Genomic DNA, 12830 nt, shown 5'->3' with positions numbered 1-12830 from the left:
GGCTCGACCATTAAAGTATCGAAATTAAGGTCTCGACGCCCACGGCTCGTACACGGTGTCAACGCTCTGAATAGTTCGACCTCCATCTCAAAACGCCTTCGGACAGCTGAATCCGGAAAGTGCCGGAAGCAGGAACGGGTTGGGGCCGGAGCCGGTCTGGATCGTATAGGTGACGTCGCGCCCACCAATCACGAAGCGCGCTTGGACATTATTGTCGGTGCCGGTGATGGACGCCTTGTCCATGAGCCGCTTCAGCGCCCACGGCCCTTCGAACTTAATGGTGGATTCGCGGCCTGGCATCTCCGGCGACAGGCTCAGGCTGGCGGATCCTGAGGCCGCGCCGCTCGGCCACGTCACGGTGCTCGGCGCGTTGCCAGCCTGGTTGCTCTGGACGGTCTGACCGTCGACATCGAGCACCGCCGCATCGGCATCGCCATGCAGTGAGAACGGCGTGAAGGTGATGCCGACCGAAGGCGTCGAACCGCCCTGGGGAAAGAAGGCGCTACGGATTTCGGCCGCCAACTGGAAGTTTTTCAGCGTCGATTTCGACAGGTCGCGGCCGAAACGCGCATCCTGTTTCCAGCTCCAGTCCTGGCCACTCATGTCAATCAGCGATGCGAGGTTCTGCGCGAAGAACCGGTCAAGCAGCCCGCCCGGCGCGAACAGTTTCATGAAATCCGCCATCGCCATGTCCTCGGTGCCATCGCTGGAGAAAGGATAACGGCCGTTGATCGCCGCCTCGCAAGGAGCCGTAACCGCCTGGTCGAGCATCTGGTTCAAGTTCGCCACCGAGGTCTCCGTCGCGTTGCTTTCGAACTCGTCCGCCGTCGCATTGACCATTTTGGCGAGTTGCTTGGGCAGTCGCGAGGAATTGGCGCGAAGGGTGGCTATCTGCAGCTGCAGATTGGCGTTGACGCGTTCCGTCTGCGACGGCACGTCGGTCGCCAGTTGCAGGCTCTGGTAGATGTCGCGGAAATTCTGGGTCAAGGCATCGATCGGTCGGCGTCCGGCAGGGCCGCTCACCAAGGCCTGGAACGACCTGAACTGCGCTTCGATATTGGCCCCGGGATTCTGGTTTGTTGCGGATCCTGCGCCGGCACGGCTTTGCGATTTTCCGGTAGCTATTTGTATGCCGATCCGAGCCAGACCCCCGGCCATCTTGATGGCGTCCTGCGACTGGCCTTGAACCGTGTCGGCTTCAACCCCGGTGGCTGGCTCCTTGCCAGAAGCAGCGCCCCGCGTAAGGTCAGTTTCGGCGGCGATCGCCGTAAACAGCTGTTCGATCGGCGAGTTTGGCGATGCGACGGCGGAAAGCGCGATATAGTGCGGCTTGTCCTTCAGCATCGCTTTGAATTTCAACCCATCGAGGACGCTGTTCCACGCGGTTGCGAACTCCTTGCCATAGCGATCGAGGAGCTCGGGGCCGAGCTTCAGCAACTCCTGATCGATGCCGCCCTGTTCGCCGCCGCCGCCAAGGACCCACTGGTCGTCGACGAGCATCTGCGCAATGCGCGAGAGCTGTCCGAGATAAAAACGGTTGAAGCCGGCATAGGTATAGAGGCCGGGAACACGAAGGCCTGACAGGTCGCCGCCGTCGACACGCTCGAATACCAGCGGCGTTTCCGGTCCGCCCTTCGCGGAAACGGAGAAATCGTCCAGCGCCGCCGCGTATACGGCAGACCTGATCAGCGCGGAGGCACGGTCGGCAAGGCTCATGCGCCCAAGCGAGCGCTGAGCGGCTTCGACGAGCGGCTGGTTGAGTTCGAAAACCGGATCATAGGCGTCGTCCAGGACAAGCATGGCGCGAAGGTGCTTTTCGAGCTGCTCGCGTCCTGCGCGGTTGTTTTCGCCTGGATAGCGGTTTTGTTCCCAATCCTGCTTCATCCACGAAACGATCAACGCGTCGTCGACCTTCGGCGCCTTGCCGCCGAGCATCAGGTAGATCTTCAACGGTTCATAGAGCGCGGCGGGATCGGCCATCTTGGCCTGGATCGTCCGCTCGGCCTGGATCAGCAGGCGCGATCGGAACATTCGTTCGAGCGCTTGCCGGTAAGCCGTCCTGGATGCCGAAAGCAGTCTTTCCCGTTGGCTGAGGCCGAACGTTTCCTCGATCGGTGTCGGCACGTCGCCGGTTTCGAACCCGGCCGGCAGATCGCGCAACTGGTCGAGTGGGCCAATGACGTTTTCGAGGTCGACATCGGTGACCTCGGTGCTTTTGAGCAGCGCGTCCGCCGTCGTGCGATACTGGCCCATGGCCTGTGTGGTGGAGGCGATGAGCGACCTGTTGGCGATGAAGCTTAGGGCCAGGATGCCGAGGGCCACCGCGGCGATCAACGCGATAGCGCCAAGCCCGGCAAATCTGGCGATCGCCGCCCGCCTTGCCGCCGATTTGTCGTACGAGACCCATCCGGATTCGGCAAAAATGACGCCTGTCAGCAGATCATGCAAAAAGAAGCTCTTGCCGCTTCCGGAAAGATGGGCGCTGGAACTGTTGCCGAAGCTGCGGCCGATCGCCCCCAGCACCTGATCGATGGGCGTTCCCTCCTGCGTGCCTGACGAAAAATAGAGTCCCCGCAGGCTGGCATTCACCTGGCTGCGGCCCGGATCGAACAGGCCGGCGATAAAACTCGCAATTCGGCCCTTCAGCGCGCCGAACTGCGCCGGAAAGCCAAAGACGGATATGCGCGCGACCGGGTCAGCCTCTTCTTGAAGTCGGTCGGGCATCTCCTCGACCAGGCGCCTCGCCAGGGCATCGAACTCAGCCGGAGCCTCGGCGGCCATGTTCTTCGTTCGATCGCTGGTCTGGAATGTCGCGCCCCAGACCTTGCGCCGGCGCGTCTCGTCGAAACCACCGAAATAGTCCATGAACCCGACAACAAGATCGGCCTTGGTGAACAGCAGATACACCGGAAACTGGATTTTCAGCGTTTCGTGGATTTCGCGCAGACGGCTGCGTATCTCGGCGACGTGAGCGTCAAGCTGCTGATCGTCAAGGCCGATGAGATCGGCAAGGCTGATCGCCAGGATGACGCCGTTTATCGGTTGCCGTGTGCGGTATTTCTTAAGCAGCGACAGGAAGGCGAGCCAGCTCTTGCTGTCGCTCTGGGCATTGGACTCCTGCGTCGTGTAGCGTCCGGCGGTGTCGATCAGCACGGCCTGGTCGGTGAACCACCAGTCGCAGGCGCGCGTGCCGCCAACACCGGCGATTGGCTGGGCATTACCCGAACCGGCCAGCGGAAAATTCAGGCCAGAATTGACCAGTGCCGTTGTCTTGCCTGCGCCCGGCGGACCGATGATGATGTACCAGGGGACCTCATAGAGGAAATTGCGCTTGCCGCTCGACCGTTTAAGCGCGGCGATCGCCTCGTTCATGCGCGCCTCGAGCACCTGCGAGTCGTCATCCCGGTCGTCGTTGCGGGTAACGGCGATCTCCAGCGCCTTTTGCGCCTTGCGCATCCGCCAGAAACGCAATCCGTAGAAGAGCGCTACGGCCGCCACGATCACGCCGATGATTGCCGCACGCAGCCAGACAGGCCCGAGAGGACGGCTATCGGCGAAGCGGATCAATGGTCCGGCAAACCACACCGCCGCCGCAAATCCGGCCAGCGCGATCATGCTGAAGATCCGCAGCAGCCAATGCGTCATCGGCGCTTCCAACCGGCCGTGCTCACAATGTTTCCTCCTTGGCGATCATCACATCGACACGGCGATTAGCGGCGCGGCCTTCCGGTGTTGCATTGTCGGCGATCGGCTCGTCCTCGCCCTTGCCGTCGACGGTCAGTCGCGAGGGATCGCTGAACTTCGTCGCCATCATCGTTTCGACAGCCTTCGCCCGAGCCACGGAAAGGTCGAAGTTGGACTTGAACGGGCTCGATTTTCGCGGCTTCACATTGTCGGTGTGGCCGACGATCCTGATCGGTCCGCGCTCGGGTTCCAGGGCGGCAGCGATATCAGCGGCTATGGGCTGGAACTCTGGTTTCGCATCGGCCTTGCCGGACTGGAACAGCAGGAGATTGTTGATTTCCACCACGATGAAGTCGCCCTTGGTGTCCACGGTCAACCCGCCGGCTTCGACTTCCTTGGCCAGCGCCGAGCGGATGCGATCGATCTGCGTGGTTGTGGCAGGAGGCGGGGTGACTTTCGCCGGCTCGGCTAACGGCGCCACGCTGGCCCGTTCGATGGCGATCGGCGTCGATGGGTTGAGCGTCAGCAATTCACCCGCGGCGGCGTCGCCTTCATTGGTGATGAAGACCCGCAACGCGAAGAATGCGGCAGTCAGCACCGCTGATGCCGCTGCCGCAACGACCCAGAGCGGCAGGCGTGTCGACGACTGCGTCACCGTCGCCGCCAGGCCCTGCCAGCGGGGCGAGATGTCTTCGTTCGCGCGGGGCTTGAAATAGCGAAGCGTTTCGAAGGCGTCGCGCCGGACGCGTTCGAGATTGGTGTCGTCGCGTGTCAGGCCGCGATACTGGCCCTCGAACCCCAGCGACAGGCAGACATGCATCAGTTCGAGCAGATCGTAATGTGCCTCCGGGCTGGCCAGGACTTTGTTCAGCGCTTCGAAGAAGCCCGTGCCGTTGGGCTCGACGTGGAAGAACTGCGTCAGCATACTGTGCTTCACCCAGGCGTCTTTTCGTGGCCAAGGCAGGTTGCCGATGAGGTCGTCGGCTGTTTCGCACAGGACAAATTTCGCGATCCGCCCATCCTCTTCGGCAACGCCCGATTTCTCCAATGTCCGGTCGAATTTATCGATCGCCTCAGCGACATGTTCGGCCAACGGCTCCGCTTGTCTCTCGACTGGGACAAGCCTGAGCTGGCCGAACAGCATCAGCAACGGTGCGGCCGCGGCAAGGATCGGGTTTGCCGCGGAATATCGGACACTGTCGGTGACATTGAGCAGGTTCTCCTGCCGCAGAGCAGACGTCGGCGCAGCCGCGGGAGCGCCGCTTCCTGCTGCCACCGAAGGAGCTCCCTGATAAATCACGGTCCCGGACGTCCAGCCCGGCGGTGTCAGCCGGCCGACGCCGGGATCGAACACTGTGGAGTCCCTGATCTGCGAGGGTTGGCCGCCATCCGCGACAGGCTCCTGGGGGACCGGCGCCGGCTTTCGCTCGCGCCGTGGCGTGGCGCGAATGACGGTCTTGCCGGCCGGGCCGAAAGGATCGTCTTTCGAGCTCATGGCCAATCGTCCGTCCGCGCCTGACGCCCGCGCTCTTGCCGGCCAGGCGCAAAGCTTCTCGCGGTCAGGCAAAGCAAAGGCAGGCCCTGCAGGGCAGGGCTCTGTCTTAAGGAAGGTTGGCTATATCTTGCTATCCCGCCGTAAGATGACATTGTCGCAGACCCCCAGGTCGATCAGCCTTACCCGCTTGGCGAATTGTCGTATGCGATCGTAATCTCAGAAACTCTTGATTGGAACCGGATGTCGCGCACCGAAGAGTTGTCTTCGTCGGCTACAGCGCCACGGCTCCTGAAGCGCCTATCTCTGCTTGTCGGCCTTGGCATAGGCTTCGCTGAAATAGGCCAGGAATATGTCCAGCATGCCGTTCTCGTGTGCTTCCTCCATGGTTCGCCAGGTCGCGACAAAAGCGTCCCATGCCTGGCTCTTCTTCGACGAGAACAATGTCGGCGGAAGCTTTCTTCCGATCGCTTCCGGAGACAGGTCGTCAAGCAGCCGCGACAGCGCGGCCTGCATGGCGGCATAGGTGGCGAATTCGTGGGTCTTGAGATCGCGGAATGCATCTTCGATGCTGCGCCTGGCATCGAGATAGCCGGCGCGGCGCCGTGCGAACATGATTTCGAGGATATCGTCGGTTCCCGGAACGAACTTCAGGGGGTTGTTGTCGGCGGCACTGATCATCGTTCGCTGTGTGCTCTTGGCCAGCATTTTCGCCGCCGCGCGCGCCTTCAGCAGAAGGGCCAGCTCCTCGACCACCGTTCGCAGCACCGCACCGATTTCGGCGGCAACTTCATGCGGGTCGCGCGATTGCAGCAATTCCGGCGAAATGCCGGCTCCGATGGCGATTTCCCTCAGCACTTCATCCCTGGTCGAGGGCAGGGGCGGTTGCGACGGGAACGTCGACGCCGCAACGCGTTGCCCGGACCGTTGCTCCGAGGGATCGAAAAACGGCCCATCTCCGAATTCCAGCGAGCGGCCTGCCGCAACCGGCATTTCGCGCTGCGTCGAACCGTGGCTGGGATGGCCGGTCGCAGCGCGCTCCTCATCGATCGACACGAAGACGACATAGCGGCCGATGAGCATCCGGTCGCCGTTGGCCAGCCGATGCGGACCGGTCATGCGCTGGGTTGAACCGTTGATGTAGGTTCCGTTGCGCGAGACGTCGTGCAGCCAGAACGCGCCTGCCTCGTAGCGGATCTCGCAATGCCGGCCCGAGATGAACTTGTCGGGGTCCGGCAAGGTCCAGTCGCAAGCATCGCGTCCGATCTCGAAGCTGCGATCCCGCGCCGCGTAGCCGGTCGAGATGCCCTGAGCCAAGGCGTCGACATTGTTGATTTGCAGACTGATGTACATCCAGGATCGCCGTCGAACACTGACCGATACTCCACATTCTAGCAGTTTGCACATACAACAGGACAGCAGCGTTTCGAGGGATGCATCGACAGGGTAAGGTTTTTCCGCCGTGCGTCCTCTTTGGTCGGCGGGACAACATGTGGTAGGCTCAACATGGCCTGGTGCGGCGGGTCCTGACAAGTTCCTGGGTAGATGGCGGGAACTTCAAATCCACCGCGCCGGCGGCCGCGTCCAGGAGGGGCACGACCCATGCCGAACGAACGTGCCACGGTTGTGCAGACACCGGTCGGCGCCGAGCTGACCTTCACGCATCTTGTCGGGCGCGACGAGATCAGCCGCTGCTTTGCCTATACGGTCGGGTTCGTCGGGCCAAGCTCCGAGATCGATCCGCTGAAGATGCTGGGTGGCATGGTTTCGGTCGAAGGCGAATCCGATCCGAAACGGTGGTTCAGCGGCTTGGTGTCCGAATTTCGCCTGACCCGAATCGAGGACCGGCTGGCCTACTACGAAGCGGTCGTCAGGCCGTGGCTCTGGTTCCTCGGCAATGCGACCGATTGCCGAATCTTTCAAAACATGACCGCCGTCGAGATCGTCGAAAAGATCTTCTCGAAATACGGTACGGCGAAATTCGAGAAGCGGCTGCAAGGGTCGTACCCCTCGCGCGAATATTGCGTGCAGTACGACGAGAGCGATCTGGATTTCGTGCAGCGCCTGCTCGAGCACGAAGGCATCTTCTATTTCTTCGAGCATGACGAGGGCAAGCACACGCTCGTGCTGTGCGACGCGATGAGCAAGCTGAAGCCGGCGCCGGGCTACGAGAAGATACCGTACAATTTCGAGGGACAGGGCTCGCGGCGCGACGTCGAATACATCACCGAATGGATTCCGGGCAGTTCGGTGCGGCCGGGGGCCTATGCCCATACCGACTATGATTTCCAGAAGCCTGGCGCCGATCTGATGGCGAAGTCCGCCCAGCCGTTCAGCCACAAGGAAGCCTCCGGCGAGAATTATCGCCAGCCCGGCGCGCACCTCGATGTCGGGCGCGGCGACACCCTGGCCGGTATCCGGCGCGAGGAACTCCAGGCCGTGCACCAGCGCATCACTGCCGTCGGAACCGTGCGCGGCCTCCATTCCGGCTGTACTTTCAAGCTGGAGAGCTTTCCGCGCGATGACCAGAACCAGGAGTATCTGGTCATCAGCGCCGAATACAGATTGTTCGATCCGGGCTACCGAACCCAGAACGAGGCCCACAGCGAGAATTACAAGATCGTGCTGGGCGTCGCGCCGACTGCCTTGCCCTATCGACCACCGCGGATCACGGCGCGGCCGATCATGCGCGGGCCGCAGACGGCGACGGTGGTCGGCCCTTCCGGCGAGGAGATATTCACCGACAAATATGCCCGGGTGAAGGTGCAGTTCCACTGGGACCGCCTGGGCAAGAAGAATGAAAACAGTTCTTGCTTCGTCCGTGTCTCGCAGACCTGGGCCGGCAGCGGCTGGGGCTTCATCCAGATACCGCGCATCGGCCAGGAGGTGATCGTCGACTTCCTCGAAGGCGACCCCGATCTGCCGATCATCACCGGCAGGGTCTACAACGCCTCGCAGATGCCGCCCTACGGCCTGCCGGGCAACGCAACGCAATCGGGGTGGAAATCCAATTCGTCGAAGGGCGGCGGTGGTTACAACGAGTTGATGTTCGAGGACAAGGCCGGCTCCGAACTGGTCAACTTCCAGGCGCAGAAGGACCACCACCTTCTGATCAAGCACGACCGCACCAAGCTCGTCCAGCACGACCAGTCGGACCGCATCGACCACGACGCCAAGCACTCCGTCGGCCACAACCTCGACGAGGACGTCGGCAACAACAAGACGGTCAAGGTCGGTGTCGACCAGACCACGAATATCGGCTCGAACGACACCGAGACGGTGGGCAAGAACCGCTCACTGACGGTGGGGTCGAATGAGACGATCGGCATCGGTTCGAACTCGACGGAGACGATCGGCTCCAACCACTCCCAGACCGTGGGGATTGTCCAGACGGTGACTGTTGGCGCTGCCCGCATCGATACGGTCGGCGCATCCGAGACACGAAGCGTTGGCGGGCCGCAGACAAACACCATTGGCGCGACACGGTCGGTCACCGTTGGCATCAGCCAAAGCCATGATGTCGGAACTTCCGATAGCTGGAACATCGGAGCTGGACAAACCGTCAATGTTGGCGCGGATCAAAGCGTGACAGTCGGAAGCGCTCAGACTTTCAGTGTCGGCGCCGCGCGCAGCGCCAGCATCGGAGCCGACGATTCCGCGACGGTCGGAGGAGCTCATTCGCTGGGCATCGCAAAGGGCAGTTCGATCAGCGTCGGGGAGGATAGCTCGATCAAGGTCGGTAAGAACTTGATAATCGACGCCGGAGATTCGATCACCCTCAAATGCGGCTCAGCTACGATCACGATGAAGAAGAACGGCAACATTGCCATTGAAGGCAAGGACATATCCATCAAGGGCAGCGGCAAGATCAACATCAATGCGGACAGCGATGTGAACATCAAAGGCAGCACCGTCCACAACAATTGAGGATTCGGGAATGGATGTGTTGGATAGAATAGATGGGGTCGTCATAGGCCTGCTGATTGGGTTCGAGGATGGCGCCCCGCTTGTGGTCTTCGTTGGCAATCCCCGCGAAACGGCCATTCCTGCGCGAAGTCTGGCAGATCTCGATATGGCCGCCGTCGGTTCGGAAGTGGCGCTGCTATTTGAGGGTGGTGATGCATCGAAGCCGCTCGTTGTTGGCCGTATCGTCGACCCGGCGCGCAATCGCAGCGGCGCCAAGGTAGTGCGCGACGGGGAGACAGTCACGATCAACGCAACGGATCGCATCGAGCTGCGCTGCGGGCTTGCATCGATTATCCTGGAAAAGGACGGGCGCGTCTCGATACGCGGCAGTCAACTCAATAGCCACGCCAGCGGGATCAATCGCGTCCGCGGCGCGGCAGTTCACCTAAACTAAGCGGTGCCATGAGCATGCAGCGCGTCGCGGCGATTGCTGCCATCGTAGTCCAGCATGTCGAAGATGCCTCTTTCCTGTGGTCGAGGCGCCGACGTGAGATCGACGGCCAAATTCTGGGTGAGGTCGATATCGGCCGTATTGACCAGCGCCTTCACGCCAATATCGAGGGCATGTTCGCTTCAGGCGAAGCGGCGTGGACATTGGCCTTGGCGCGCTTCTCCGACTATGAGGCACCTGCGGAACTTTTCGCCATGGGCGTGCTCGCATTGCACTGGGGCGACAAGAATTTGTTGGATGCGGCGCTCGAAGGTGCCCGCGCCATAGATGGCGGCATGGCTGGCATATCCGGTGCGATCGCATGCACGAGACGTGACAAGCTCCGCTCTTATCTACCGCAATGGCTGGATGAGCGGGACCCGTTGCTGCAGGCTCTGGGACTGAGCGCTCTGACACACCACCGGGTAGACGCTGGCGACCGCCTGCGGGACCTTATTTTGAACCCCGCCGTCGGCGTACGGAGCCGCGCCATCCGGCTGGCTGGAATCATGCGACGGTCTGACGTGATCGCGGATGTTTCCACCGCGCTGGAGGCAAACGATCCGCGCGAGAGGCTGGCGGCGGCGTGTGCGCTCTGCCTTCTCGGCGAGGCGCGGTATGCTTATGCAACCCTGGACAAACTGGCCCGGACAGACGGGCGCATAGGCAGGGAAGCGATCGACATCCGTCTCTTGACTACGCCGAAGCTGGAAGCAAAGAGATGGCTGCAAGAGCGACTTGACCAGCCATCCATGCGCCTTGCAGCGCTCGGTGCGATCGGAGTGTTGGGTGAAACGTCGATCATGCCATGGCTGGTCGAAAAGATGCGCGATCCATCGCTCACCTATGCCGCCGGTCTGGCCTTGCGCGATCTTGTCGAGACGGATTTCAACGATACGGACGTTTTTACCCTGGATCCGTCATCGTTGGGCAAGGAGTTCGACAAGGTCGAGGACTTTCCGCTACCGATCGCCAACAAGGTCGAAGCATGGTGGAATAACAGCAATGGGAAGCCCAAGCGCTTCCTGTCGATGCGGCGTCTCAAGTTCGACGCCTACCGCACCGCACTTACCAATCCGTCAGCACCGCTCGCCGATTGGCGAAGGACACGGCAGTATCCAGCCTGGATGTAGCTATCCGGCGCGGCTAACCAGGGCCGCGGCGCGAAATCCGCCTTCCGAGGCCACCTCGACCATTACCACCGGTCCTGGCGCGTAACCCTTGGTCAGGCTGTCTGCCGCGACCATCAGTGCCAGCGCCCCGCTGGCCGAGCCGACATCGCCGACGGTCATGGCAGGGTACGCCGTGGGGAGGATTTCACGGCGAGTGCGATAAAAGCGAGGCTGCGCGATCATCTGTTCCCATCCATCGTAACGCTCGCCATTGCTGTTCCTGACGACGAAAATGATATCGGGCTCGGTTGGACCTGCCCCGTCAAGAGCCTCCTGCAACGCCGCGAGCATCGCACGACCTTGACTGAAGCGCTCGGACAGCACCGAGTTGCTCTCGGTCGCCATCCCAACGCCATGAATCTGGGCCAAAGGTGTTCCCCGCAGTCTGTTCGCTTGGCCGGTAATCCTAACGAAGGCTGCCGCCTCGCCAGGTATCAAGCCGTCCGAATTGGCATCGCTGCGCAACCGTCCGGCCGCCCCCAGTCGTACGATATCCGTGTCGTTCACGAGGCTATCGACGCCGCCGAGAAGAACCTGCTGCACGTCGCCTCGCGCGAAAACTTCCGATACTCGCGTCAGAAGGCCCAATCCTGCCGCTGCGCCACCATCGGTGGCGCGGGACGAAGAGTGAAATTCACGTCCGGTCGCTCCGACCACCGCGCCGAGGAAGTCGCGCTGCGCGATATCAGCGAAGGCCGGATGGTCGCGAAATCCCTCGGGCGGAGCCAGAAGTATGCAGGTCGACCTGGCATCGACGTCTCCGCTTGCCATCGCTTCTTCCAGAGCCCTCGCTGCCATGTTGACGAGCCACTCGCCATGTGTACGCCGGAGCTGCTGATGTGCTGGGATACGGGAAACGGTTTGGACCGCCCCGAACGGATCGCCGACAACATATTCGCCATGTGCCGAGAGGCCGGCACGAATGGCGGCAATGGTTTGGCCCGAATTGAGACCGGCCGCGGTTACGGCGCCGGCGCCGCAGATGTAGAGTGGGGTGGTTAGCTTCGCCATGTCGGCCTACCCGCAATTGTCCCGTTACCTCCACGCGGATCGAAGTATTTCTTCCCTTTCCGTCGAGCGATCAGGAAAGCAGGCGTCACGTGTCCAAGGATCACCTCGCGCAATGCGGGGATATTGCGGCGCGTCACACGCGCAATGCGCGCCTTAAGGGTTACCCGCAGATTGTCCGGTTCGATCAGTACCGTGTCGATGCGTAGTGTTTCGTCCTCCGATCGGTCTTCGTAGATGAATCGCACAGGCACGGTGAGGGTCGGCAGTCGAAAGTCCCAGCGTCCCGATGGAGTCATGCCAATCACCGTTACGGCCTCACCGCCGCGAAGGGCAGGAAGTTGCTGATCAGCCGGCGTGCACAAGTTATGGCGCGGATCGTAATCCTTGGGTGGAAGAGGCCATTGTGTCGCCAACCAATCTGCATCGAACGTACCTGCATATTTCAATCGCGGCTGCCAGCCCCTGCCAACAGCTCCGAAAGCGGCGGGCGCGGGGCGATCCGTAGCGGCTTGGAAGGGCTCGTTCGGATAGGTCACATTCGGAGCCTCGGACCGTACGGCAGGATCGGCCGACGTGGCATTCCGATACCCGATGCCTACCGGATTTCGCACTTCGACATTTCCATCGGGGGTGGTCCCGCCATAGGCGCGTTCGTACACGATAGGCATCTTCGCAAAGGGATGGGGCGCGCTGTATCCGCCAGCTTCATGAACGCGGTCGCCGACGACATTCAGCACTTTGCGCAGTGCTCCTATCCGGAACCCGACCTGCATCTCCCGGACCGCTTTGCCGTCAGGCGCGTGAGCCGCGCCATTGATGATGACCTCCGCGGCTGGCTTTACGGTTGCGATGTCCGCCTCGTAGCGCGTCGAGGAAAGCATTGGATTGCCGAACGGGATATCGGAGAAAGCGATTGGCAATTGGGCGGAAACTGGAGCGAGCACGGTGCCGGAGTTTTCGCCGTGGAATGTCGCGGAGAATATGACGACAACGACCTCCTGGCCGTCCGCGTTGGGTTCGACATGTGTATCCGCGAGAAATGGCGTCCGGTTCTCGACCCAGATATCAGACATGG

At 61.6% G+C, this 12830-nt stretch carries 8 protein-coding genes; 3 read left to right on the top strand and 5 right to left on the bottom strand.

The window, feature by feature from the left end; translation table 11 throughout:
• Positions 1-87: 87 nt before the first annotated feature.
• From tssM to tagH, 3 genes are all read right to left on the bottom strand, one after another.
• Entirely contained in the window at positions 88-3645 is a 3558-nt protein-coding gene (gene tssM, locus ACZYHG_RS31510) for a type VI secretion system membrane subunit TssM (RefSeq protein ID WP_464611920.1), read from the bottom strand.
• Positions 3646-3667: 22 nt separating this feature from the next.
• Positions 3668-5179 (bottom strand): type VI secretion system protein TssL, long form, encoded by a 1512-nt coding sequence (tssL, locus tag ACZYHG_RS31505; RefSeq protein ID WP_464611919.1) that lies wholly within the window; start codon positions 5177-5179, stop codon positions 3668-3670.
• Positions 5180-5476: 297 nt separating this feature from the next.
• On the bottom strand, positions 5477-6529 hold the full coding sequence (gene tagH / locus ACZYHG_RS31500; protein WP_464611918.1) for a type VI secretion system-associated FHA domain protein TagH: 1053 nt from the start codon (positions 6527-6529) through the stop codon (positions 5477-5479).
• A 249-nt stretch (positions 6530-6778) separates the two neighbouring features.
• On the opposite strand from tagH, the gene ACZYHG_RS31495 reads away from it, so the two are divergent.
• The 3 genes from ACZYHG_RS31495 to ACZYHG_RS31485 are packed head-to-tail and all read left to right on the top strand — an operon-like array spanning position 6779 to position 10705.
• On the top strand, positions 6779-9103 hold the full coding sequence (locus ACZYHG_RS31495) for a type VI secretion system Vgr family protein (RefSeq protein ID WP_464611917.1): 2325 nt from the start codon (positions 6779-6781) through the stop codon (positions 9101-9103).
• Positions 9104-9113: 10 nt separating this feature from the next.
• Positions 9114-9536, top strand: a complete 423-nt coding sequence (locus tag ACZYHG_RS31490; RefSeq protein ID WP_464611916.1) for a DUF6484 domain-containing protein — start codon at positions 9114-9116, stop codon at positions 9534-9536.
• 8 nt (positions 9537-9544) lie between these two features.
• Complete coding sequence (locus ACZYHG_RS31485) at positions 9545-10705, top strand: hypothetical protein (RefSeq protein WP_464611915.1); 1161 nt, start codon at positions 9545-9547, stop codon at positions 10703-10705.
• On the opposite strand, the gene ACZYHG_RS31480 is transcribed toward ACZYHG_RS31485, so the two are convergent.
• A complete protein-coding gene (locus tag ACZYHG_RS31480) occupies positions 10706-11755 on the bottom strand; it encodes a hypothetical protein (protein WP_464611914.1) in 1050 nt (349 codons plus the stop codon).
• The gene (locus ACZYHG_RS31475) at positions 11743-12828 is read right to left on the bottom strand and encodes a DUF2169 family type VI secretion system accessory protein (RefSeq protein WP_464611913.1); all 1086 of its coding nucleotides are present in this window, start codon (positions 12826-12828) and stop codon (positions 11743-11745) included. The genes ACZYHG_RS31480 and ACZYHG_RS31475 overlap by 13 nt, the downstream gene beginning before the upstream one ends.
• Positions 12829-12830: the final 2 nt, after the last annotated feature.

This window comes from Mesorhizobium subarcticum, assembly GCF_055456085.1.
Note: the sequence above shows the minus strand (reverse complement) of the source record. Positions and strands in the feature narration are given on the sequence as shown.